At 65.3% G+C, this 22,505-nt stretch carries 22 protein-coding genes and 1 tRNA gene; 16 read left to right on the forward strand and 7 right to left on the reverse strand.

Annotation, left to right across the window (positions count from 1 at the left end):
• Positions 1-14 precede the first annotated feature (14 nt).
• The gene (locus BCO18175_RS19285; RefSeq protein WP_174915306.1) at positions 15-473 is read left to right on the forward strand and encodes a DUF4149 domain-containing protein; all 459 of its coding nucleotides are present in this window, start codon (positions 15-17) and stop codon (positions 471-473) included.
• Between the two features lie 79 nt (positions 474-552).
• Here BCO18175_RS19285 and BCO18175_RS19290 read toward each other — a convergent pair whose 3' ends face one another.
• The gene (locus BCO18175_RS19290; protein WP_174915264.1) at positions 553-1,080 is read right to left on the reverse strand and encodes a YhbY family RNA-binding protein; all 528 of its coding nucleotides are present in this window, start codon (positions 1,078-1,080) and stop codon (positions 553-555) included.
• A gap of 193 nt (positions 1,081-1,273) precedes the next feature.
• On the opposite strand from BCO18175_RS19290, the gene BCO18175_RS19295 reads away from it, so the two are divergent.
• The 11 genes from BCO18175_RS19295 to phoR all read left to right on the forward strand — a co-directional run bounded on the left by BCO18175_RS19295 (position 1,274) and on the right by phoR (position 13,540).
• A complete protein-coding gene (locus BCO18175_RS19295; protein WP_174983228.1) occupies positions 1,274-1,936 on the forward strand; it encodes an RlmE family RNA methyltransferase in 663 nt (220 codons plus the stop codon).
• A 166-nt stretch (positions 1,937-2,102) separates the two neighbouring features.
• Complete coding sequence (gene ftsH, locus BCO18175_RS19300; protein WP_174951848.1) at positions 2,103-4,001, forward strand: ATP-dependent zinc metalloprotease FtsH; 1,899 nt, start codon at positions 2,103-2,105, stop codon at positions 3,999-4,001.
• Positions 4,002-4,085: 84 nt separating this feature from the next.
• A complete protein-coding gene (gene folP / locus BCO18175_RS19305) occupies positions 4,086-4,979 on the forward strand; it encodes a dihydropteroate synthase (protein WP_438820504.1) in 894 nt (297 codons plus the stop codon).
• 27 nt (positions 4,980-5,006) lie between these two features.
• The gene (gene glmM / locus BCO18175_RS19310) at positions 5,007-6,362 is read left to right on the forward strand and encodes a phosphoglucosamine mutase (RefSeq protein WP_174983232.1); all 1,356 of its coding nucleotides are present in this window, start codon (positions 5,007-5,009) and stop codon (positions 6,360-6,362) included.
• Between the two features lie 475 nt (positions 6,363-6,837).
• Positions 6,838-7,872 carry a phosphate ABC transporter substrate-binding protein PstS gene (gene pstS / locus BCO18175_RS19315; RefSeq protein WP_166963134.1) on the forward strand — a complete coding sequence of 345 codons (1,035 nt, stop codon included), beginning with the start codon at positions 6,838-6,840 and terminating at the stop codon, positions 7,870-7,872.
• Between the two features lie 94 nt (positions 7,873-7,966).
• On the forward strand, positions 7,967-8,953 hold the full coding sequence (gene pstC / locus BCO18175_RS19320; protein ID WP_174983234.1) for a phosphate ABC transporter permease PstC: 987 nt from the start codon (positions 7,967-7,969) through the stop codon (positions 8,951-8,953).
• Complete coding sequence (pstA, locus tag BCO18175_RS19325; protein WP_174983236.1) at positions 8,950-9,843, forward strand: phosphate ABC transporter permease PstA; 894 nt, start codon at positions 8,950-8,952, stop codon at positions 9,841-9,843. Before pstC ends, pstA begins: the two co-directional genes overlap by 4 nt.
• A 15-nt stretch (positions 9,844-9,858) precedes the next feature.
• On the forward strand, positions 9,859-10,707 hold the full coding sequence (gene pstB / locus BCO18175_RS19330; RefSeq protein WP_069247653.1) for a phosphate ABC transporter ATP-binding protein PstB: 849 nt from the start codon (positions 9,859-9,861) through the stop codon (positions 10,705-10,707).
• Between the two features lie 18 nt (positions 10,708-10,725).
• The gene (gene phoU / locus BCO18175_RS19335) at positions 10,726-11,430 is read left to right on the forward strand and encodes a phosphate signaling complex protein PhoU (RefSeq protein ID WP_174983237.1); all 705 of its coding nucleotides are present in this window, start codon (positions 10,726-10,728) and stop codon (positions 11,428-11,430) included.
• 31 nt (positions 11,431-11,461) lie between these two features.
• Positions 11,462-12,163, forward strand: coding sequence for a phosphate regulon transcriptional regulator PhoB (gene phoB / locus BCO18175_RS19340; RefSeq protein ID WP_027787869.1), 702 nt, complete (start codon positions 11,462-11,464; stop codon positions 12,161-12,163).
• Positions 12,164-12,220: 57 nt separating this feature from the next.
• The gene (phoR, locus tag BCO18175_RS19345) at positions 12,221-13,540 is read left to right on the forward strand and encodes a phosphate regulon sensor histidine kinase PhoR (protein ID WP_174935416.1); all 1,320 of its coding nucleotides are present in this window, start codon (positions 12,221-12,223) and stop codon (positions 13,538-13,540) included.
• A 107-nt stretch (positions 13,541-13,647) separates the two neighbouring features.
• On the opposite strand, the gene ppk1 is transcribed toward phoR, so the two are convergent.
• Positions 13,648-15,711: a polyphosphate kinase 1 gene (ppk1, locus tag BCO18175_RS19350; RefSeq protein WP_174983240.1), complete on the reverse strand. Its 2,064-nt coding sequence runs from the start codon at positions 15,709-15,711 to the stop codon at positions 13,648-13,650.
• 279 nt (positions 15,712-15,990) lie between these two features.
• On the opposite strand from ppk1, the gene ppx reads away from it, so the two are divergent.
• A complete protein-coding gene (gene ppx, locus BCO18175_RS19355) occupies positions 15,991-17,505 on the forward strand; it encodes an exopolyphosphatase (RefSeq protein ID WP_046545374.1) in 1,515 nt (504 codons plus the stop codon).
• 88 nt (positions 17,506-17,593) lie between these two features.
• Here ppx and BCO18175_RS19360 read toward each other — a convergent pair whose 3' ends face one another.
• Together BCO18175_RS19360 and BCO18175_RS19365 are read right to left on the reverse strand one after the other, a co-directional pair.
• Positions 17,594-18,028, reverse strand: coding sequence for a hypothetical protein (locus BCO18175_RS19360; protein ID WP_174915274.1), 435 nt, complete (start codon positions 18,026-18,028; stop codon positions 17,594-17,596).
• A gap of 356 nt (positions 18,029-18,384) precedes the next feature.
• Positions 18,385-18,461: transfer RNA gene (locus tag BCO18175_RS19365), tRNA-Pro, on the reverse strand.
• Positions 18,462-18,620: 159 nt separating this feature from the next.
• Between BCO18175_RS19365 and sixA the strand changes: the two genes are divergently transcribed.
• Together sixA and BCO18175_RS19375 are read left to right on the forward strand one after the other, a co-directional pair.
• On the forward strand, positions 18,621-19,082 hold the full coding sequence (sixA, locus tag BCO18175_RS19370; protein ID WP_174975777.1) for a phosphohistidine phosphatase SixA: 462 nt from the start codon (positions 18,621-18,623) through the stop codon (positions 19,080-19,082).
• A gap of 170 nt (positions 19,083-19,252) precedes the next feature.
• Positions 19,253-20,059 (forward strand): GNAT family N-acetyltransferase, encoded by an 807-nt coding sequence (locus tag BCO18175_RS19375; RefSeq protein WP_011351620.1) that lies wholly within the window; start codon positions 19,253-19,255, stop codon positions 20,057-20,059.
• Between the two features lie 200 nt (positions 20,060-20,259).
• On the opposite strand, the gene BCO18175_RS19380 is transcribed toward BCO18175_RS19375, so the two are convergent.
• Positions 20,260-20,430 carry a hypothetical protein gene (locus tag BCO18175_RS19380; protein ID WP_165765590.1) on the reverse strand — a complete coding sequence of 57 codons (171 nt, stop codon included), beginning with the start codon at positions 20,428-20,430 and terminating at the stop codon, positions 20,260-20,262.
• Between the two features lie 136 nt (positions 20,431-20,566).
• On the opposite strand from BCO18175_RS19380, the gene BCO18175_RS19385 reads away from it, so the two are divergent.
• Positions 20,567-20,743: a hypothetical protein gene (locus BCO18175_RS19385; RefSeq protein ID WP_174915296.1), complete on the forward strand. Its 177-nt coding sequence runs from the start codon at positions 20,567-20,569 to the stop codon at positions 20,741-20,743.
• A gap of 19 nt (positions 20,744-20,762) precedes the next feature.
• Here the strand turns inward: BCO18175_RS19385 and BCO18175_RS19390 are convergent, their stop codons facing one another.
• Positions 20,763-22,127 (reverse strand): MATE family efflux transporter, encoded by a 1,365-nt coding sequence (locus BCO18175_RS19390; RefSeq protein WP_174983242.1) that lies wholly within the window; start codon positions 22,125-22,127, stop codon positions 20,763-20,765.
• 10 nt (positions 22,128-22,137) lie between these two features.
• Positions 22,138-22,461, reverse strand: a complete 324-nt coding sequence (locus BCO18175_RS19395) for a DUF2288 domain-containing protein (protein WP_174915298.1) — start codon at positions 22,459-22,461, stop codon at positions 22,138-22,140.
• Positions 22,462-22,505: the final 44 nt, after the last annotated feature.

A 22,505-nucleotide genomic window follows, 5' to 3' on the forward strand; every position in this document is an offset into this window, starting at 1 on the left:
AGCGGGGCGACGTGATGCCGCATCGCGTGTTCCGTCTGCTGTCGGCCGTGTGGGTCGGCAGCCTGCTGACGATCGGGTATGCGGTCGCGCCCGTGCTGTTCAAGTCGCTGGAGCGGATGACGGCCGGCTCGGTCGCCGCCCAGCTGTTCCGTATCGAGGCGATCCTCGGTGTCGTGTGCGGCGTGCTGCTGCTCGCGTTGTCGAACCAGCAGGTGCGGCGCGGCAGCAGCGAATATCGCCGCGTGCGCTGGGTCGTCGCCGCGATGGTCGTATGCGTGCTGGTCGGGTATTTCGCGCTGCAGCCGTTCATGAACGCGCTGCGGGTGGCTGCGATGGACGCGGGCACCGATATCGCGAACTCGCCGTATGCGAGCCGCTTCGGGATGCTGCACGGCGTCTCGAGCGTGTTCTATCTCGTCGAGAGCGTGCTGGGGCTGATGCTGATCTGGCGTCTGCCGGCGCGCGACGCCTGAGGCGAGTACCGCGCAGGCCCGGTGGATGCCGGGCCCGCGGGCAGGGCGGCGGCACGGAGCACCCGCGCCGCCCCGATGCTTACTTGTCCTGGAACGGACGCTTCGTGCTGGCCTGGCGCTTCTTGGCGCGCTTCACGTTACCGCCTGCCGTCACGCGCTCGTTGCCGCGCACGACGACCTTCGTCGGCTTCGGGCGACGCACGGGGCTCGCGTTCGGCGACACCTTGACGACCTTGACGGTGCGCGGTGCACGGCCTTTCTTGTCGTCGGCGACTTCGGCCGCGCTCGGCAGCGTGCCGGCACGACGGCCGCGGGCCGGAGCCGCTGCGGCGGCTTCGGGCTTCCAGATCACCAGCAGCTTGCCGATGTGCTGGATCGGCGCCGCGCTCAGGCGATCGCAGATCTCGTCGTAGATCGCGATGCGCTCGTCGCGCTCGTCGCCGAACACGCGGATCTTGATCAGTTGGTGCGCGCCGAGGTGCACCTTGATTTCCTTCAGCACGGCGTCGGTCAGCCCTTCGGCGCCGATCAGCACGACGGGCTTGAGCGCATGGGCCTGGGAGCGCAGCGCGGAGCGCTCGGCGGGAGAAAGCGAAAGGGCGGGCATGGAAATGTCGAAATCTAAATAAGGGCGCGCTGACTGAATAGCGATTGCGGGAAGTTACCGCGTCAGTCGTGCGCCGAAACCACGTAAAATCGCGGCTTGGGCCTGAAAAGGGGCCGCAGCCGCGCGAATAAGACGCGTATTATCCGCTAAAAGCGCGGCTTCACGAAGCAATTGGCAGCAATCTCTCTCTCGAATGGCAAAAAACCGCTTCAACCAGCACTGGCTGCACGACCACATCAACGACCCGTACGTCAAAATGGCGCAGCGGGAGGGCTATCGCGCGCGCGCCGCGTACAAGCTGAAGGAAATCGACGAGCAGGACAAGCTGATCCGTCCGGGCCAGGTGATCGTCGACCTCGGCGCGACGCCGGGCAGCTGGAGCCAGTATGCCCGCAACAAGCTCGCGCAGGGCAAGAAGCGTGACGCTGAACGCGAAGGCGGCATCGACGGCACGATCGTGGCGCTCGACATCCTGCCGATGGAGCCGATCGCCGATGTCCACTTCCTCCAGGGCGACTTCCGCGAGGATGAAGTCCTTCACCAGCTCGAGGAATTGCTCGAAGGGCGCGCGGTAGACCTTGTTATTTCCGACATGGCCCCCAACCTCTCCGGCGTGGCCTCGGCGGACGCGGCGCGCATCGAGCATCTGTGCGATCTGGCGCTCGAATTCGCGCAGAATCATCTGACGCCGGACGGTGCGCTGCTCGTGAAATGTTTTCACGGCAGCGGCTACAGCCAGATCGTCGAGAAATTCAAACAGCAGTTTAAGATCGTCGCGCCGCGCAAGCCGAAGGCGTCCCGCGACAAATCGTCCGAAACGTTCATTTTGGGTCGGCATCTGAAACGTCCGCGCTGATGCGCGGCGGGGTGCCGCAAACGGGCTCCGGCCCTTGCCAGACAAGCGAAGCGCTATCGCGGCGGTTGTCAATGCTTATGGCGAGGGTGGTCGGACTGGATTAGAATGACCGAGGGGCGCCGCAAGGAAAATGTAGGCGCTCGTCTACGAGTGAAGGAGTGGTGCTTTGAACAACAATATGTTTTCGAAGGCAGCGGTGTGGCTGGTGATCGCACTGGTGCTGTTTACGGTGTTCAAGCAGTTCGACAAGCCCCGCGTCCAGGAAGGCGTGTCCTATTCGCAGTTCATGGACGACGCCAAGAACGGCAAGGTCAAGAACGTCATCGTTCAGGGGCGCAACCTCACCGTCACTCCGGCTGATGGCCAGAAATACCAGATCGTGTCGCCCGGCGACATCTGGATGGTTGGCGATCTGATGAAGTACGGCGTGCAGGTCAGCGGCAAGGCCGATGACGAGCCGAACGCGCTGATGTCCGCGCTGTACTACCTCGGGCCGACGATCCTGATCATCGTGTTCTGGTTCTACATGATGCGGCAGATGCAGGGGGGCGGCAAAGGCGGCGCGTTCTCGTTCGGCAAATCGCGAGCGCGGCTGATCGACGAGAACAACAACGCGGTGAACTTCTCCGACGTCGCGGGCTGCGACGAAGCGAAGGAAGAAGTGTCCGAGCTCGTCGACTTCCTGCGCGATCCGCAGAAATTCCAGAAGCTGGGCGGTCGCATTCCGCGCGGCGTGCTGCTCGTCGGCCCTCCGGGTACCGGCAAGACGCTGCTGGCCCGCGCAATCGCGGGTGAAGCGAAGGTACCGTTCTTCAGCATCTCCGGTTCGGACTTCGTCGAAATGTTCGTCGGCGTTGGCGCGGCTCGTGTGCGCGACATGTTCGAGCAGGCGAAGAAGCATGCACCGTGCATCGTGTTCATCGACGAAATCGACGCGGTCGGCCGTCATCGCGGCGCCGGCATGGGCGGCGGTAACGACGAGCGCGAACAGACGCTGAACCAGATGCTCGTCGAGATGGACGGCTTCGAGGCGAACTCGGGCGTGATCGTGATTGCCGCAACCAACCGTTCGGACGTGCTCGACAAGGCGCTGCTGCGTCCGGGCCGTTTCGACCGTCAGGTCTATGTCGGCCTGCCGGACATCCGCGGCCGCGAGCAGATCATGCGCGTGCACCTGCGCAAGGTGCCGATCTCGAACGACGTCGATGCGGCAGTCATTGCACGCGGCACGCCGGGCTTCTCGGGCGCCGATCTCGCGAACCTCGTGAACGAGGCTGCGCTGTTTGCGGCACGCCGCGGCAAGCGCATCGTCGAGATGCAGGATTTCGAGGACGCGAAGGACAAGATCTTCATGGGTCCGGAGCGCAAGTCGGCCGTGATCCGCGAGGAAGCGAAGCGCGCGACCGCGTATCACGAGTCGGGCCACGCGGTGATCGCGAAGCTGTTGCCGAAGGCCGACCCCGTGCACAAGGTCACGATCATTCCGCGCGGTCGTGCGCTGGGTGTCACGTGGCAGTTGCCGGAGCATGACAACGAAACGTACTCGAAGGACTACCTGATGGATCGCCTCGCGATCCTGTTCGGTGGCCGGGTGGCGGAAGAGCTGTTCATGAACCTCGTCAGCACCGGCGCATCGGACGACTTCAACAAGGCAACGCAGACGGCACGCGCGATGGTGGCCCGTTTCGGCATGACCGACGCGCTCGGGCCGATGGTCTACGTCGACGACGAGAACGATGCATCGCCGTTCGGCCGTGGCTTCACGCGCACGATCTCGGAAGCGACGCAGCAGAAGGTCGATTCGGAAATCCGCCGCGTGCTCGACGAACAGTACGGCCTTGCGCGCCGCCTGCTCGACGAGAATCGCGACAAGGTCGAAGCGATGACCGCCGCGCTGATGGAGTGGGAGACGATCGACGCCGACCAGATCAACGACATCATGGAAGGCCGTCCGCCGCGCTCGCCGAAGAGTTCGCCGGCTGTCGGCGGCGATTCGTCCGGTGGTGGCAGCAGCGCCGAGGTGAAGCCCGGCAACGCGCCGGCACCTGCTTCGCCGGCGGCATAATCTCCGCTCTAGCGCTTTAGCGCCGTTCACGGGCTGGTGTGGCTTCACACCGGCCCGTTTTGCATTCATTCACGCCAGTTGCTCGTGTCCGATTCCGCTGTTTCCCCATTCATTCCCGCGCCGCTCCAGTGCGGCCGTTTCGAACTGACGTTCGAGCGCCCGCTGGTGATGGGCATCCTCAACGCCACGCCCGATTCGTTCTCCGACGGCGGCCGCTTCCTCGCGCGCGACGATGCGCTGCGCCAGGCCGAGCGGATGATTGCCGAAGGCGTCGATCTCCTCGATATCGGCGGCGAATCGACGCGCCCCGGCGCACCGCCCGTGCCGCTGGACGAGGAACTCGCGCGCGTGATCCCGCTCGTCGAAGCGCTGCAGCCGCTGAACGTGCCGCTGTCGATCGATACCTACAAGCCGGCCGTGATGCGCGCGGCGCTCGCTGCAGGCGCCGACCTGATCAACGACATCTGGGGGTTCCGCCAGTCGGGCGCGATCGACGCGGTGCGCGACGGCAACTGCGGGCTGTGTGCGATGCACATGCTCGGTGAGCCGCAGACGATGCAGGTCGGCGAACCCGACTACGGCAACGTCGTGACCGACGTGCGCGATTTTCTCGCCGAGCGCGCGCAGGCGCTGCGCGAGGCCGGGATTGCGCCGGAACGGATCTGCGTCGATCCCGGTTTCGGGTTCGGCAAGGCGGTCGTCGACGACAACTACGCGCTGCTGGCCGCGTTGCCGGACACGGCACCCGCGCGGCCCGACGGGCGCGCGTATCCGATACTCGCGGGCATGTCGCGCAAGTCGATGCTCGGCGCCGTGATCGGCGGCAAGCCGCCGATGGAGCGCGTCGCGGCGAGCGTGGCGGCTGCATTGTGCGCGGTCGAGCGCGGGGCGGCGATCGTGCGCGTGCACGACGTCGCGGCGACGGTCGATGCGCTGAAAATCTGGAATACCGTGCGCGAAGCCGCACGGCAACGATAAGTCAGAAAACGAAGGAGGAAGGACCCCATGGGACGTCGATATTTCGGCACGGACGGCATTCGCGGCACGGTGGGCGACGCACCCATCACGCCGGATTTCGTGTTGCGTCTCGGCTACGCGGCCGGCAAGGTACTGGCCAGTTCGGCCGAGGTCGCGGCAGGCTCGCGTCCGACCGTGCTGATCGGCAAGGACACCCGTGTGTCGGGCTACATGCTCGAAGCCGCGCTCGAGGCCGGGTTCTCGGCGGCCGGCGTCGACGTGATGCTGGCCGGCCCGATGCCGACGCCGGGCGTCGCGTACCTGACGCGCGCGCTGCGCTTGTCGGCGGGCGTCGTGATCAGCGCATCGCACAACCCGTATCACGACAACGGGATCAAGTTTTTCTCCGCTGACGGCAACAAGCTGCCGGACGACACCGAAGCCGCGATCGAAGCGTGGCTCGACAAGCCGCTCGAATGCGCGTCGTCCGACGGTCTCGGCAAGGCCCGCCGCCTTGACGATGCGGCCGGCCGCTACATCGAATTCTGCAAGAGCACGTTTCCGGCCGCGTTCAACCTGCGCGGGCTGAAGCTCGTGATCGACTGCGCGCATGGCGCCGCGTACCAGATCGCGCCGCATGTGTTCCACGAACTCGGCGCGGACGTGATCCCGATCGGCGTCGCGCCGAACGGCTTCAACATCAACGACGGCGTCGGTGCGACCGCGCCGGACGCGCTGGTGCGCGCGGTGCGCGCGAACCACGCCGATCTCGGCATCGCGCTCGACGGCGATGCGGACCGCCTGCAGGTCGTTGACGCAACCGGTCGCCTGTACAACGGTGACGAGCTGCTCTACGTGCTCGTGAAGGACCGGATCGCGACCGACGGCAAGGTCGAAGGCGCGGTCGGCACGCTGATGACGAACCTCGCGGTCGAAGTCGCGCTGCAGCGCGAGGGCGTGAAGTTCGTCCGTGCGGCGGTTGGCGATCGCTACGTGCTCGAACAGTTGCGCGAGCACGGCTGGCAGCTCGGCGCGGAAGGTTCGGGCCACATCCTGTCGCTCGATCGCCACTCGACCGGCGACGGCATCGTGTCGGCGCTGCTCGTGCTGGCTGCGCTGAAGCGCGGCGGCCAGACCCTCGCGCAGATGCTCGACGGCGTCACGCTGTTCCCGCAGAAGCTGATCAACGTGCGGATGAAGCCGGGCGCCGACTGGAAGGGCAGCACGTCGATTCGCGCCGCGATCGACGCCGCCGAAGCCGCGCTCGCCGGCAGCGGCCGCGTGCTGATCCGCGCATCGGGCACGGAGCCTGTGTTGCGGGTGATGGTCGAAGCGCAGCAGGCGGCCGACGCGGTCCGCCATGCGGAGACGATCGCCGACGCGGTACGCGCGGCGACGACCTGACGCGCAGACCCGGCGCGGAGCGGTCAAACGCCCGCGCGCCGGCTTTCCGCTGAGCCGGCATGCGGCGCCTTCGGGGCGCCGCGATTTCGTCAGACGCAAAGGTTTGCGTTATCTATAAGAAGGGTTCGTCGACCACCGCATTCCAGGGTCGAAAAATCGTCAGACCCCTGATGTCGAGCCAGCCGCGAGCCGAGGCTTTTCGTGCCGCCGACACTGCGCTACGATCCGCTCGCACACACGTGAAACGGGTAGCTGCCCCGTCGTTGCACGTTGCGCAACGCCATCTTCCAGGCAGGCAATTCTTGCCGCCATCGCCGTTCCGGCGCCGTCCGGGTGCCGCGTGCGCCGCACCCGATACTCCCTTTCAACCAGTCATGTTACTGTCACGCCAGTTTCATCGATTGTCACATTACCGTCATGAGGAGCCCCTAACCTTCGCGGTGCCGTAGTCATCCGCTCACACACTGGAGGTCTCATGAAATTGATGCAAACCGCGATTGCCGGCCTGGCTGGCGCGCTTTTCGCCGTCGCCGCTCACGCTGCCGACATCACGGGCGCAGGCAGCACGTTCGCGATGCCGATCTATACGAAATGGGCTGCTGACTACCAGCAGACCGGCGGCGCGAAGGTCAACTACCAAGGTATCGGTTCGTCGGGCGGCCTGAAGCAGATCGTCGCGAAGACGGTCGATTTTGCCGGTTCGGACGCTCCGCTGAAGGATGACGAGCTTGCGAAGGAAGGCCTGTTCCAGTTCCCGACGGTGGTCGGCGGCGTGGTGCCGGTCATCAACGTGCCGGGCGTGAAGGCCGGTGAACTGACGCTGTCGGGCCCGGTGCTCGGCGACATCTACCTCGGCAAGATCAAGAAGTGGAACGACCCGGCGATCGCCGCGCTGAACCCGAAGGTCAAGCTGCCGGACACGGACATCGCCGTGGTTCGCCGCGCTGACGGTTCGGGCACGAGCTTCATCTGGACGAACTACCTGTCGAAGGTCAACGACGAGTGGAAGTCGAAGGTCGGCGAAGGCACGACGGTCAACTGGCCGACGGGCACGGGCGGCAAGGGCAACGATGGCGTCGCGGCCTTCGTGCAGCGTCTGCCGGGCGCAGTCGGCTACGTCGAATGGGCGTACGCGAAGAAGAACAACATGGTCTACACGGCCCTGAAGAATTCGACGGGCACGGTGGTCGAGCCGAAGACGGAGACGTTCAAGGCAGCCGCTGCTGGCGCGAACTGGTCGAAGTCGTTCTACCAGATCCTGACGAACCAGCCGGGCAAGGAAGCATGGCCGGTTGTCGGCGCGACGTTCGTGCTGCTGCACGCGAAGCAGGAAAAGCCGGAGCAGGGCGCGGAAACGCTGAAGTTCTTCAGCTGGGCGTTCAAGAACGGCGAGAAGGCTGCTGACAGCCTCGACTACATTTCGCTGCCGCCGGCAGTCGAAGTGGAAATCCGCAAGCAGTGGAAGGCGAAGGTGACGGACGCTTCGGGCAAGTCGGTCGCCGCCGAGTAAGTATTGCAGCGGTTCGCTGCCCGGCCGTGCCGGTCGGGCAGTGTGTGCGGTAAAGCCGGGCGTTACGGCGCCCGGCAATCAAAAGCAGGCACCCATGTCTGATATTTCCTATACGTCCTCACGGTCCGCCGACGTTGCGCAGCAACGCGCGCCGAGCCGCGTCGGGGATGTCGTATTCGGCGGTCTTGCACGGCTTGCCGCCATCGTGACCCTGCTGCTGCTCGGCGGGATCATCGTTTCCCTGATCATCGCGTCGATGCCGACTATCCAGAAGTTCGGCCTCGGCTTCCTGTGGCAATCCGAGTGGGATCCCAACTCGGACATCTATGGCGCGCTCGTGCCGATCTACGGCACGATCGTGACGTCGATCATCGCGCTCGTCATCGCCGTGCCGGTCAGCTTCGGCATCGCGCTGTTCCTCACCGAGCTGTCGCCCGTCTGGCTGCGCCGCCCGCTCGGGATCGCGATCGAACTACTCGCCGCGATTCCGTCGATCGTGTACGGCATGTGGGGCCTGCTCGTGTTCGCGCCGATCTTCGCGGAATATTTCCAGAAGCCGCTCGGCCACCTGTTCAAGGACGTGTGGATTCTCGGCCCGCTTACCGCCGGCCCGCCGATCGGTATCGGCATCCTGGCAGCCGGTGTGATTCTCGCGATCATGATCATCCCGTACATCGCATCGGTGATGCGTGACGTGTTCGAAGTCACGCCCGTGCTGCTGAAGGAATCGGCGTACGGCATCGGCTGCACGACCTGGGAAGTGATGTGGAGGGTCGTGCTGCCCTATACGAAGACCGGCGTGATCGGCGGCGTGATGCTCGGCCTCGGCCGCGCGCTCGGCGAGACGATGGCCGTGACCTTCGTGATCGGCAATACGAACCTGCTCGACAGCGTGTCGCTGTTCGCACCGGGCAACAGCATCACGTCGGCGCTGGCAAACGAATTCGCGGAAGCGCAACCGGGCCTGCATACGTCCGCGCTGATGGAACTCGGCCTGATCCTGTTCGTGATCACGTTCATCGTGCTGTCCATCTCCAAACTGCTGCTGCTTCGTCTCGAGAAGGGAGAGGGCAAGAAATGAGCGAGCCCATCATGAATTTCCCGGGTCCGGACGGCGCCGTGCTCGACGCGATGCGCAATCGCCTGCAGCGCAAGCGCAAGGCCGTCAACGCGATCGCGCTGGCCGCGTCGCTCGGCGCGATGGCCTTCGGCCTGCTGTGGCTCGTGTGGATTCTCTACACGACGGTGCATCTCGGCGTGAGCGGCCTGTCGCTGCAACTGTTCACGGAATCGACGCCGGCACCGAACACGGAAGGCGGCGGTCTCGCGAACGCGATCGTCGGCAGCCTGCTGCTGTGCGGTTTCGGCACGCTGGTCGGCACGCCGATCGGCATCCTCGCGGGCGTCTATCTCGCCGAATACGGCCAGAAGAACCTGCTGGCGAGCACGATCCGTTTCATCAACGACATCCTGCTGTCCGCGCCGTCGATCGTCATCGGCCTGTTCGTGTATGCGATCGTCGTCGCGAAGTCGGGGCGCTTCTCGGGCTGGGCGGGCGTGATCGCGCTCGCCCTGCTGCAGATTCCGATCGTGATCCGCACGACCGAGAACATGCTGAAGCTCGTGCCGAACGCGCTGCGTGAAGCGGCCTTCGCGCTCGGTACGCCGAAGTGGCGCATGGTGCTGAAGATCACGCTGCGCGCATCGGTCGGCGGGATCGTGACGGGCGTGCTGCTCGCCATCGCGCGGATCGCCGGCGAAACGGCGCCGCTGCTGTTCACCGCGCTGTCGAACCAGTTCTTCTCGTGGGACATGAGCCAGCCGATGGCGAACCTGCCCGTCACGATCTACAAGTTCGCGATGAGCCCGTTCGCGGAATGGCAGTCGCTCGCATGGGCGGGCGTGTTCCTGATTACGCTCGGGGTGCTCGGACTCAACATCCTGGCGCGCTCGATCTTCTCGAAAAAGTAACGGCGGAGCAATCCGATGAATATGGCAGAAAGCCACCTGAATCCCGTCGAGCGCACTGCAGCGCCCGCCGGCACGCAAGATGCGGCGCACGGCCGTCCGCTGGAGCCGCTGAACGCGAAGATCGAGGTCAACAACCTCAACTTCTTCTACAACAAGTTCCATGCGCTGAAGAACATCAACCTGAGCATTCCCGAAGGGAAGGTGACGGCGTTCATCGGCCCGTCGGGTTGCGGCAAGTCGACGCTGCTGCGCACGTTCAACAAGATGTTCGCGCTCTATCCGGAGCAGCGCGCCGAAGGCGAAATCCTGATGGACGGCGAGAACCTGCTGACGACGAAGCGCGACATCTCGCTGCTGCGCGCGCGTATCGGCATGGTGTTCCAGAAGCCGACCCCGTTCCCGATGTCGATCTACGACAACATCGCGTTCGGCGTGAAGATGTTCGAAAAGCTCACGCGCTCGGAAATGGACGACCGCGTCGAGTGGGCGCTCACGAAGGCGGCGCTGTGGAACGAAGTGAAGGACAAGCTGAACCAGAGCGGCTACGGCCTCTCGGGCGGCCAGCAGCAGCGTCTGTGCATCGCGCGCGGCATTGCGATCCGTCCGGAAGTGCTGCTGCTCGACGAACCGTGCTCGGCACTCGACCCGATCTCGACGGGCCGCATCGAAGAGCTGATCGCGGAGCTGAAGAGCGACTACACGGTCGTGATCGTCACGCACAACATGCAGCAGGCCGCACGCTGCTCGGATTTCACGGCCTACATGTACCTGGGCGAGCTGATCGAATTCGGCGAGACCGAAAAGATCTTCATCAAGCCGGTGCGCAAGGAAACGGAAGACTACATCACCGGCCGTTTCGGCTGATGACGGAGAACAACAGCCATGTCGGATAAACATCTGTCGAGCCAGTTCGACGCGGACCTGAATGCCGTGTCGTCGAAAGTGCTGGAAATGGGCGGGCTCGTCGAGTCGCAGATCGTCGGTGCGATGCACGCGCTGAACGAATTCGATCGCGATACGGCCGAGAAGGTCATCGCGGCCGAGGAAACGCTGAACGCGATGGAAGTCGACATCGACCAGGAGTGCGGCAACATCATCGCGCGGAGGCAGCCTGCCGCGCGTGACCTGCGCCTTTTGATGTCGATTTCGAAAACGATTACGAACCTCGAGCGCGCAGGCGACGAGGCCGAGAAGATCGCGAAGCGTGTACGCCGCCTGGTCGACGAGCCGGCTGCGCGCACGGTCAACATCGCCGAGATCAAGGTGTCGGGCGAGATGGCCGTGACGATCCTGCGCCGCGCGCTCGACGCGTTTGCGCGCCTCGATACGGTGGCCGCCGCGCAGATCGTCAAGGACGACAAGGAAATCGACCTGGAATTCCGTGCATTCGTGCGCAAGCTCGTGTCGTACATGCAGGAAGATCCGCGCACGATCTCGGTCGGCCTCGAATACCTGTTCATCGCGAAGGCGATCGAGCGGATCGGCGACCACGCGAAGAACATCGCCGAATTCATCATCTACATCGTGAAGGGCACCGACGTGCGGCACCAGCCGCGCGACACGCTCGATCGCGAAGCCAACAGTTAATCGACTCCGTACAGGAAGAATAGAGGTGCCGATGCCCAGCAACATTCTCGTCGTTGAAGATGAGCCCGCGATTTCCGAACTGATCTCGGTGAATCTCCAGCACGCCGGTCACTGCCCGATTCGGGCGTACAACGCCGAACAGGCGCAAAACCTGATCAGCGACGTGCTGCCCGATCTCGTGCTGCTCGACTGGATGCTGCCGGGCAAGTCCGGTATTGCGTTCGCGCGCGACCTGCGCAACAACGAACGGACCAAGCACATCCCGATCATCATGCTGACTGCACGCGGCGACGAGCAGGACAAGGTGCTCGGCCTCGAAATCGGCGCGGACGACTACGTGACGAAGCCGTTCTCGCCGAAGGAGCTGATGGCGCGGATCAAGGCCGTGCTGCGCCGTCGCGCACCGCAGTTGACCGAGGACGTCGTGTCGATCAACGGGCTGCGCCTCGACCCGGCCACGCATCGCGTCGCCGCGCATGCGGAAGGCAGCGAGATCAAGCTCGATCTCGGCCCGACCGAGTTCCGCCTGCTGCACTTCTTCATGACGCATCCGGAGCGCGTGCATAGCCGCACGCAACTGCTCGACCAGGTGTGGGGCGACCATGTATTCGTCGAGGAGCGCACCGTCGACGTGCACATCAAACGATTGCGCGCGGCCTTGAAACCGGCCGGCTGCGATGCGATGATCGAGACCGTGCGCGGCAGCGGCTACCGGCTCGCCAAGCACGCGTAACGTATCCACGCATGCCGTGTGCCACGGCATGCTGTTCATTCTTTCGGACGCTGAATCATGAACATCATCTGGGCGCGCTTTCTGGTGTCGCTCGTGCTGCTCGTGCTGATCGGCGTATTGGTCGGCGTCTTCGCCGGCCCGACCGCGGGCCTCGTGTTCGTGGTCGTGATGCTGGTCGCGCAGGGCTTTTTCAGCACCTTTCATACGCAGCGTCTGTGGCGGCTGCTCGATGCACCGGTCTATGGCGAGGTGCCGAGTGCGCCGGGCATCTGGGGCGAGATCTATTACCGTCTGCACAAGCTTGCAAAGCAGTGGCACGCGCAGGTGCGGCAGGTCGAGCAGCAGCATTCGCGTTTCATCCAGGCGATCCAGGCGTCGCCGAACGGCGTCGCGATGCTCGACGACCACGACCAGATCGAGTGGTGCAATGCGATCGCCGAGGTCCATTTCGGCCTCGACGCGAAGCGCGACCTGCGCCAGCACATCACGAACCTGGTTCGCCATCCCGAGTTCGTTCGCTACCTGAACGCGCAGCATTACGACGAGACACTCGTGATGCGCGGGATGGGCGACTCGCGGCAGAACGTGCTGGAAGTGCAGGTGTTTCCGTACGGCGAGAATCGCAAGCTGCTGCTCACGCAGGACATCACCGAGCTCGAGCGGACCGATGCGATGCGACGTGACTTCGTCGCGAACGTGTCGCACGAATTGAAGACGCCGCTCACCGTGCTGTCGGGTTTCCTCGAGACGATGCGCGAGCTGCCGCTGAACGAGGAAGACCGCGCGCGCTATCTCGAGATGATGGAGCAGCAGGCATCGCGGATGCGGCACATCGTGACCGACCTGCTGGTGCTCGCGAAGCTGGAGGGCGAGAGCAAGCCGCCGCTCGATCGCGCGATCGACATGCGCGCCGTGTTCGACCATCTGAAGGAGGACGCGCAGACGCTGTCGAACGGGCATCACGACATCGCGTTCACGATCGACGAGACGCTCGGTGTCACCGGTGCGCAGACGGAACTGTTCAGCGCGTTCGCGAATCTGGTCACCAACGCGATCCGCTATACGCCGGAAGGCGGCAAGATCGTCGTGACGTGGCGGCGTGAAGGCGCGCAGGGTGTGTTTTCCGTCACGGACAGCGGCTTCGGGATTCCGGCCGCCGACCTGCCGCGGCTCACCGAACGTTTCTATCGCGTCGACCGCAGCCGTTCGCGCGATACGGGCGGCACGGGGCTCGGGCTTGCGATCGTCAAGCACGTGCTGCAGCGGCACGACGCGCACCTGTACGTGCAGAGCGAGGAAGGGCGCGGCAGCACGTTCACCGCACGGTTCCCGGGCTCGCGCATCATCGCGATTCGGCCGGCTGCGTACGAGGCATGATCGCGTAGCGGCATCCGTCGCTCGTTCGACGAGTGGCGGATGCCGGATCCGCAACAAAAAAGCGCAGCCCGCGGGCTGCGCTTTTTTGTTGGCGCCGCGCTGCCGGTTCAGGAGCAGAACTTCGCGAGCAACCCGAGTTGCGCGTTGCGGATCGTCTTGCCGGCGCGGCGCCGACGGTAGTGGCCGTCGCTGTGCATCTGCCATGCCGACTGGTTGTCGCCGAGGCACACCGACAGGCCTTCGGCGATCACGCGCCGCTTGAGCTTGCGATCGCGGATCGGGAACGCGACTTCGACGCGGCGGAACAGGTTGCGGTCCATCCAGTCGGCGCTGGACAGATAGACGTCCTCGGCGCCGTTCGCGTGGAAATAGTAGATCCGGTGGTGCTCGAGGAAGCGGCCGACGATCGAGCGCACGGTGATGTTTTCCGACAGCCCCGGCACGCCGGGCTTCAGCGCGCAGACACCGCGCACGATCAGGTCGACCTTGACGCCGGCCTGCGACGCTTCGTACAGCGCGGCGATCACCGTCGGCTCCAGCAGCGCGTTCATCTTCGCGACGACGCGCGCGCGCTTGCCGGCGCGCGCGTTGTCGATCTCCGCGCGGATCGCGTCGATGATGCGCGGATGCAGCGTGAAGGGCGACTGCCACAGCTCGTGCAGCGTGAGTTCGCCGCCGATGCCGGTCAGTTGCTGGAACACGTGATGGACGTCCTCGCAGATCTTCTGGTCGGCCGTCATCAGCCCGAAGTCGGTGTAGAGGCGCGCGGTGCGCGGGTGATAGTTGCCGGTGCCGAGGTGCACGTAGCGGCGCAGCGAAGCCTTGCCGGCCTGTACGACGCGCCGCACGATCAGCATCATCTTCGCGTGGCATTTGTGGCCGACCACGCCGTACACGACATGCGCGCCGACTGCTTCGAGCTGCGACGCCCAGTTGATGTTGGTTTCCTCGTCGAAGCGCGCGAGCAGTTCGACGACGACGGTCACTTCCTTGCCGTTGCGCGCGGCTTCCATCAGCGCGTCCATCAGCGGCGAATCGGTGCCCGTGCGGTAGATCGTCTGCTTGATCGCGACGACGCTCGGATCCTTCGCGGCCTGCTGCAGCAGTTCGAGCACCGGCTGGAAGCTCTCGTACGGGTGGTGCAGCAGGATGTCGCCGTTGTCGATCGCGTCGAACATCGTCGGCGCGTTCGTGATCGCGGCCGGGGTCGACGCGGTGAACGGCGTGAACTTCAGGTCGGGGCGGTCGACGAGATCGGGAATCTGCATCAGCCGCACGAGGTTCACCGATCCGGCCACGCGATAGCAGTCCTTCTCGCCGAGTTCGCTTTCCTCGAGCAGGCGGCGCACGATGTGCGGCGGCGTGTCGGCCGACACTTCGAGGCGCACCGCATTGCCGAGGTGGCGCGCGGGCAGTTCGCCCTGCAGCGCGACGCGCAGGTTCGTGATTTCGTCCTCGTCGACAAACAGCTCGCTGTTGCGCGTGATGCGGAACTGATTGCAGCTCTTCACGACGAGTTGCGGGAAGAGTTCGCCGACGAAGCGCTGCATGAACGAGCTCAGCAGCACGAAGCCGTGCTCGAAGCCCGACAGCGCGTGCGGCATGCGCACGACGCGCGGCAGCGCGCGCGGCGCCTGCACGATGCCCATCACGGCCAGGCGGCCGAATGCGTCGCGGCCTTCGAGCTCGACGACGAAGTTCAGGCTCTTGTTCAGCACGCGCGGGAACGGGTGGGCGGGATCGAGGCCGATCGGCGTCAGCACGGGCAGCAGCTCGTCGAGGAAGTAGTTCCGCGCCCATTCGAGCTGCTCGTCGTTCCACGTGTCGCTCGCGTGGAAGTAGATGCCTTCCTGTTCGAGCGCGGGCAGCACGGTTTCGTGCAGCATCGTGTACTGTCGATGGACGAGCCGCTGCGCGCGTTCGACGACGAGGTCGTAAGCATGCTGTAACGACATGCCGTCGGGCGTCAGTGCGCCGGGGTTGTCGCGGATCTGCTCCTGCAGGCCGGCCATCCGGACTTCGAAGAATTCGTCGAGATTGCTGCTGGTGATGCAGATGAAGCGGAGGCGCTCGAGCAACGGGACTTGAGGATCGGCTGCCTGGGCCAGCACGCGCTCGTTGAAACCGAGGATGCCGAGTTCACGATTGAGAAGCGGATAACGGACGGACATCGGCAGGGTAGGGGGTGATTCGGGCGATGATTCGAAAGGACGCTCGGAAACTCTCACGGTACGATGACGTGCTGATGACAGTAGTGTATTTATATCGGGAAATTCTACGCTGTAACCGTTTCGTCTCATAAATGTTTCGACGATATGCAAACGAGCGGAGTGCATGCCCGTGAAGCGTGGCAATGGCAAGCGTTCCACGCTTAAAATGTCGCCTTTGATTGATCACCCACGGCTGTCGCACCGGCCGCCGCGGGCGAACGCGCACGGAGCCCCCTTCTGATGGTTACAACCCCCCACTTGCTGGCTGCCGTGGATCTCGGCTCGAACAGCTTCCGGCTGATCGTCGGGCGTGTCGAGGAAACGCCGGCGGGCAGCCAGATCTATCCCGTCGACGCGCTGCGCGAGCCCGTCCGGCTGGCCGCGGGCCTGTCGAGCGACAAGATGCTCGATCGCGCGTCGCAGGAGCGTGGCTGGGAGGCGCTCAAGCGGTTCGGCGAGCGCCTGCGCGATTTCCATCCCGATCATGTGCGCGCGGTAGCGACCAACACGCTGCGTGTCGCGAAGAACGCGGGCGAATTTCTCGGCGAGGCCGAAGCGGCGCTCGGATTCCCGATCGAAGTGATTGCAGGCCGTGAAGAGGCGCGTCTGATCTACGCGGGCGCCGCGCACTCGGTGCCGGCGAGCGCTGGCAAGCGGCTCGTCGTCGACATCGGCGGCGGCTCCACCGAATTCATCATCGGCTCGCACTACACGCCGATCGTGATGGAGAGCCTCTATATCGGTTGCGTGAGCCACAGCCGCACCTTCTTCCCGGCCGGCAACGTCGACGAATACACGATGCGGCAGGCCGAACTCGCGGCCAAGCGCGAGATCCAGATCATTTCGAGCGAGTACAAGAAGGCCGGGTGGGACCAGGCGATCGGTTCGTCCGGCACCGCACGTGCGCTCGCGGAGCTCGTCGAGGCGAACGGCTTCAACGATCCGGGCATCACGCACGGCATTTCGCGCGGCGGCCTCGAGCGCTTGAAGCGTGCGCTGATCAAGTCGGAGAACGTCAACCGGCTGAAGCTGATCGCGCTGAAGCCTGACCGCGTGCCGGTGCTCGCGGGCGGCCTCGCGATCATGCTCGCGGTGTTCGAGGAGCTTGGTGTCGACTACGTCGATACGACCGACGGCGCGTTGCGCCTTGGTGTGCTGTACGACCTGCTGGGTCGGACGCAGCACGAGGACATGCGCGCGGTGACCGTCGAGGGCTTCACGCGCCGCTACGGTGTCGATCGTGCGCAGGCCGAGCGGATCGGCGCGCTGGCGGGTCGTTTCTACGACGAACTCGAAGAGGCCGACGAAGAAGCGCGCGAGGAGGGGCGGATGTTCCTCGGATGGGCGGCCGCGTTGCACGAGATCGGTCTGTCGATCTCGCACAGCGCGTATCACAAGCATTCGGCCTATATCGCGAGCAACGCGGACATGCCCGGTTTTTCACGCACCGACCAGGCACGCCTCGCGGCGCTCGTGCTCGGTCACGCGGGCAAGCTCGGGAAGCTGTCGCAGGCGCGCGAGGTCGAGTGGCCGCTGCTGTTCTGCCTGCGGCTCGCGGCGCTGCTGTGCCGGCGCCGGACCGATGCCGGGCTGCCCGATATTTCCGTTTCGCAGATGAAGAAGGGCGGGTATGAAGTGCGCCTGCCGAGCGCGTGGGTCGAGCAGAACCCGCTGACCGACTACAGCCTCAGCCAGGAGGCGGCCGAGTGGGAGAAGGTCGGTATCCCGTATCGCGTGGTGTATACCGGCGCGTAAAAGGTTGATGGCGGGGCTGGGAGGGGCCGGGCAGCAGGATGGCTTGGGGTGCCCCTCATGAATGCCGCGTGATCGTCCTGACGGCCCCTCAGTCCGACGAACAGACGATCGCTGTCAGGAACGGAAACGCCTGCTTGACGGTCGCGTCGCTGCCGGCCTTGCGCACGGCTTCCTCCACCGAACTCTTCGTGCCGCGTACCACGACGCCGTAGGCCCAGTCGCCGATCGGCGTGCCGTCGCCAGGGCGGAAGATCGGGTCGTTCGCCTGGTATCCGAGTACGACATACACGCCGAAGCCGTACGCCGTCAGCGCGTGGCTCGTGCGGAATGCGTTGACCGAGTTCGATTCGACGTGCATCGGTTCCGACTGGATGTCGCCGGCGGCGAGCAGCGGTGCGACGAATTTGTGGCCGGTCGAGTGGCAGTCGAGTGCGTCGTCGAGCGCTTTGGCCGACGCGGTGCCGGCAGTCGCCAGCGCGAGCACCGATGCGCACAGGGCGGTTTTGAGAATGTTGTTTTTCATGCGCGGATGCAGGTTGTCCACGCGCATTATCGCGTGTTCCTGCAAGTGCCGTATGCGGGCCGCGGGTGGCGCGTGGCTCCGCATCCATCGACAACCCGACGGGCCGGCCAGGCGGCCGCTCAATCATTTCCAGCCAGTCTTTCCTGCACTGAAAGCGAAAGGCCATCAGCCGTTTGCTTTGTGCTTACCGTCGAAAAATGGCCGCCGGGGAGCTGCGTGGATCGTTGTAGCGTCGCTGCCCCAATTGATCCCTACAATGAACTTAGGCGCTGCGAGCCGGGAATCCCGGCCGACACTCAACGGGCCCAGAAACGGAAAAGGGACTACGGTGTTTAACCGTAACCCCTTGATTCCTTTGGTCGGAGCGATAGGATTCGAACCTACGACCCTCTGATCCCAAATCAGATGCGCTACCAGGCTGCGCTACGCTCCGACGAGCCAAAGATTGTATCGTTGAATATCCGATCCGGTCAATCCCTATATGCGGGCAAATGCCGCGGCGTTGAACCGTCCGCATTTGCGACAATTCGCACCGTAATCGGCGGGCCCGGACGCATGGGCGCGGGGCGCTCGCCGAAGCAAGGAGAACATCATGATGAACCTGATCCTGTGGCGCCACGCCGAAGCCGAAGACTACGCGACGAGCGATCTCGCGCGCCAGTTGACAGTGCGGGGCCGCAAGGACGCGCAGGCGATGGCCAAATGGCTGCGTGGCCGCCTCGAGACGAACGCCGTGATCCTCGCGAGCCCGGCGGCCCGCACCGTGCAGACCGTCGAGGCGCTGACCGACCAGTACCGGACGGTCGACGCGCTGGCGCCGGGCGGCAGCGTCGACGACGTGCTGGCGGCGGCCGGCTGGCCGGAAGGCATTGCGCCGACGGTCGTGATCGTCGGGCACCAGCCGACGCTCGGCAGCGTCGCCGCCCAGCTGATCGCCGGCGGCGATGACAGCTGGAGCGTCAAGAAGGGGGGAATCGTGTGGCTCGCGAGCCGCACGCGTGACGGCAGCCGGCAGGCCGTGCTGCGGGCGGTACTGACGCCCGACCTGCTGTGAGGCCCGCCAGAAGGGCTTTGAAGGGATTCATCATACGGTTCCGCAAGCTTTCTGCTAAAGTCAATTCGGCGACACGTCATTGAAAGGACACGGTCGTGCCACATAACGGTCACGGCCGATTACTACATTGGCGGGCATGTCGTCCTATTCCTTACGACCAGGAAAGCCTAATGCGAGAACTGCCGACGCCTACGCTCCCTTTTGCCTCGCTGCCCCTCGACACGTCGCGGCGCCACCTGCCGCGTGCTGCTGAAACCGTCACATCGGAGTATCGCCTGCGCGCCGCGTGGGCGCGTACGGAAGACGAATTGCGCGAAGCCCAGCGCCTGCGTTACAGCGTGTTCGCCGAAGAGATGGGCGCGCAGGTCAGCGGCCCCTCCGGTCTCGACGTCGATCCGTTCGACGCGTACTGCGACCACCTGCTGGTGCGCGATCTCGACACCCTGAAGGTCGTCGGCACGTACCGCGTGCTGCCGCCGCACCAGGCGGCGCGTGTTGGCCGCCTTTACGCCGAAGGCGAATTCGACCTGTCGCGCCTCACGCACCTGCGCGGCAAGATGGTCGAGGTTGGCCGCTCGTGCGTGCACAGCGACTACCGCAGCGGCGCCGTCATCATGGCGCTGTGGGGCGGCCTTGGCGCTTACATGATGCAGAACGGCTACGAGACGATGCTCGGCTGCGCGAGCGTGTCGATGGCCGACGGCGGCCACTATGCGGCGAACCTGTACCAGTCGCTGTCGGCAGGCTCGCTGACGGCGCCCGAATATCGCGCGTTCCCGCACACGGCCCTGCCGGTCGACGAACTGCAGACGGGCACCGTCGTGGCGCCGCCGCCGCTGATCAAGGGTTACCTGCGCCTCGGCGCGAAGATCTGCGGTGCGCCGGCCTGGGATCCCGACTTCAACTGCGCGGATTTCCTGACGCTGTTCCGCCTGTCCGATATCAACGCGCGCTACGCCCGCCACTTTCTGGGCTGAGCCGTCTGAACCGCGTGCGCCCGTCCGGGCGCGCGCAAGCGGACGCCGTCGCGTGGCATGCGCCGCGCGACGGCGTTCGTCCTTCTGACCAGCGTGTGTGAATTTGGCCCTGTTAATTTCGGCGATACGCGATCACCGGCGTGCCGCGGGACGGTACGTTCGTGAACGGCCCGGAGGAGGGCCGGACGGCAGCGGCGCGCTTAGTGCTTGCGCCGCCAGTCGAGCAGGTGGTGTTCGGCCATCCAGTGATGGATCATCCCTTCGCCGCCATGGCTGCGCTTGTATTCGCGCGACTCGAAGAACGACAGGGCGACGAGCACCATCAGACCGATGAACAGGCCGATCAGGCCGGCAATTTCTTCAGACGACATGGCAGCCTCCTTTCCACGGCACAGCGCCATGCGTACATAGTAGGACATGCGCGGTGCGACTCTGAAACGGGATTTCCGCTAGACTCGGCGCGGTTCGGGCGTGCGATGGGCGCGCCGATTTCCGGAGCCATACCCGATGAACCGTTTCATGCTGGCCGTGCTGGCCGCATCTTTCCTCGCCGGCTGTACCAGCGATCCGCATCAGGCCCGTCGCGGCCACCCGCCGGAAGATCCGGCCGACTATCACGGCGTGCCGACCGACATGACGCCGCCGTCGATGCTCGACGCGCCGCCGCCGAAACCCGCGCAGTAACGGCCGCTACGGCCCGCCGTCAGGCGCGGGCCGCGGGCGCGTCGGTGCCGATGCGCCGCAACAGCCCCGGCAGATAGCGCGCCAGCGTCGCGCCGCGCGCGGCCATGAACAGCAGCAGCGCGAACCAGAGGCCGTGATTGCCGAACGTGCCGACGGCGGCGAGCGTGGCCACGACGAAGATCGAGAGCGACGCGACCATCGCACGCATCAGCGATTGCGTCTGCGTGGCGCCGATGAAAACGCCGTCGAGCAGGAAGCCCCAGACCGATACGATCGGCGAAATCGCGGCCCACGGCAGGTAGCGCAGCGCCACTTCGCGGATTTCGGCCTGGTCGGTCAGCCGCGCGACGATCCAGCCGCCGGCGGCCCAGTACACGAGCGCGAACAGCAGCGCGCCGAGCGCCGACCAGAACAGCGTGACGCGCACGGCCTGCCGGAACGCGCGGCGGTCGCGCGCGCCGGCCGCCGCGCCGACGAGCGCTTCGGCCGCATGCGCGAAGCCGTCGAGGCCGTATGCCATGAAGGTCTGGAAATTCAGCAGCAGCGCGTTTGCCGCGAGCGTCGCATCGCCCTGTTTCGCACCGAGGTGCGCGAACCAGCCGAATGCGCCGAGCAGGCACAGCGTGCGCAGGAAGATGTCGCGGTTGAGCACGATCAGCCGCTTGAGCGCGACGCGATCGGCGAGCGCACGTACCGCGATCGGCGCAAGGCCCTGCGGCCGCAGCCGCCACAGCATCCATGCGCCGAGCGCGAAACCGCATGCGTCTGCGGTGGCCGTCGCGGCGCCGATGCCGGCAATGCCCCAGCCGAAGCCATACACATAAAGCAGCACGGCACCGATGTTCACCGCATTGATGAACACCTGCGCCACGAGTGCGAGCCGCACGCGCTGCATACCGAGCAGGTAGCCGAGCACGACGTAGTTCGCGAGCGCGAACGGCGCGCTCCAGATCCGCGCGTGACTGTAGGCAAGCGCTGTTGCGCGGACGGCATCGCTGCCGCCGAGCGCGGACAGCGCAAATGACAGGAGCGGCACCTGCAGCGCCAGCACCGCGGCGCCGAGCGCGAACGCGACGATCAACGCGCGCAGCAGGTTCAGGCGGATCCCGGCGGCGTCGCCGGCACCGTGCGCCTGCGCGACGAGGCCGGTCGTCCCCATCCGCAGGAAACCGAACCCCCAGAACACGAAATTGAAGAACAGTCCGCCGAGCGCGACGCCGCCGAGATACTGCGCGCCGTCGAGGTGGCCGGCAACGGCCGTGTCGACGGCGCCGAGGATCGGCTGGGTCAGGTTTGCGAGGACGATCGGGAATGCGAGTGCGAGGACGCGCCGATGCGTGACGGCGGCCGTGCCGGCCCCGTGCGGTAACGCGGATTCGGACATGGCGGACGCGTCAGGCGCGTTCCTGCACACAGACCCACGGCGATACGACGACCGCCCACAGCTCCGGGTTGCGCGCCGCATAATCGGCGGCGGTTTCGGCCGGCATGCGTGCGACGAGGCCAGCCGACAGCCAGCGCGTGACCTGCTCGGCATCGTCGCCGGCAACCGCTTCCGCGACGCTGACGAGATCGAGGTCGCGCGCGACGGACAGCAGCTTGCCCTGCGCGAAGAAGCGTTCGAGATCGCACCAGTCGATCTTGGCGGTTTCGCCGAGGAGTTTGGCGTAGAGCGGGCTATGCGACGCGCTCGCGTCGGAGTGGTGATCAGAGGACATCGTTTTCTTGGAAAGACTGCGTGGTGGCGCCACTATAAACCATC

Origin of the sequence: Burkholderia lata, from assembly GCF_902499335.1 — a bacterium.
GTDB lineage: Bacteria > Pseudomonadota > Gammaproteobacteria > Burkholderiales > Burkholderiaceae > Burkholderia > Burkholderia lata_B.

Coding starts and splice junctions, on each gene's coding strand:
- BCO18175_RS19285 (WP_174915306.1), top strand. CDS start 15: ATGCCGCATCGCGTGTTCCGTCTGCTGTCGGCCGTGTGGGTCGGCAGC.
- BCO18175_RS19290 (WP_174915264.1), bottom strand. CDS start 1,080: ATGCCCGCCCTTTCGCTTTCTCCCGCCGAGCGCTCCGCGCTGCGCTCC.
- BCO18175_RS19295 (WP_174983228.1), top strand. CDS start 1,274: ATGGCAAAAAACCGCTTCAACCAGCACTGGCTGCACGACCACATCAAC.
- glmM (WP_174983232.1), top strand. CDS start 5,007: ATGGGACGTCGATATTTCGGCACGGACGGCATTCGCGGCACGGTGGGC.
- pstS (WP_166963134.1), top strand. CDS start 6,838: ATGAAATTGATGCAAACCGCGATTGCCGGCCTGGCTGGCGCGCTTTTC.
- pstC (WP_174983234.1), top strand. CDS start 7,967: ATGTCTGATATTTCCTATACGTCCTCACGGTCCGCCGACGTTGCGCAG.
- pstA (WP_174983236.1), top strand. CDS start 8,950: ATGAGCGAGCCCATCATGAATTTCCCGGGTCCGGACGGCGCCGTGCTC.
- pstB (WP_069247653.1), top strand. CDS start 9,859: ATGAATATGGCAGAAAGCCACCTGAATCCCGTCGAGCGCACTGCAGCG.
- phoU (WP_174983237.1), top strand. CDS start 10,726: ATGTCGGATAAACATCTGTCGAGCCAGTTCGACGCGGACCTGAATGCC.
- phoB (WP_027787869.1), top strand. CDS start 11,462: ATGCCCAGCAACATTCTCGTCGTTGAAGATGAGCCCGCGATTTCCGAA.
- phoR (WP_174935416.1), top strand. CDS start 12,221: ATGAACATCATCTGGGCGCGCTTTCTGGTGTCGCTCGTGCTGCTCGTG.
- ppk1 (WP_174983240.1), bottom strand. CDS start 15,711: ATGTCCGTCCGTTATCCGCTTCTCAATCGTGAACTCGGCATCCTCGGT.
- ppx (WP_046545374.1), top strand. CDS start 15,991: ATGGTTACAACCCCCCACTTGCTGGCTGCCGTGGATCTCGGCTCGAAC.
- BCO18175_RS19360 (WP_174915274.1), bottom strand. CDS start 18,028: ATGAAAAACAACATTCTCAAAACCGCCCTGTGCGCATCGGTGCTCGCG.
- sixA (WP_174975777.1), top strand. CDS start 18,621: ATGATGAACCTGATCCTGTGGCGCCACGCCGAAGCCGAAGACTACGCG.
- BCO18175_RS19375 (WP_011351620.1), top strand. CDS start 19,253: ATGCGAGAACTGCCGACGCCTACGCTCCCTTTTGCCTCGCTGCCCCTC.
- BCO18175_RS19380 (WP_165765590.1), bottom strand. CDS start 20,430: ATGTCGTCTGAAGAAATTGCCGGCCTGATCGGCCTGTTCATCGGTCTG.
- BCO18175_RS19385 (WP_174915296.1), top strand. CDS start 20,567: ATGAACCGTTTCATGCTGGCCGTGCTGGCCGCATCTTTCCTCGCCGGC.
- BCO18175_RS19390 (WP_174983242.1), bottom strand. CDS start 22,127: ATGTCCGAATCCGCGTTACCGCACGGGGCCGGCACGGCCGCCGTCACG.
- BCO18175_RS19395 (WP_174915298.1), bottom strand. CDS start 22,461: ATGTCCTCTGATCACCACTCCGACGCGAGCGCGTCGCATAGCCCGCTC.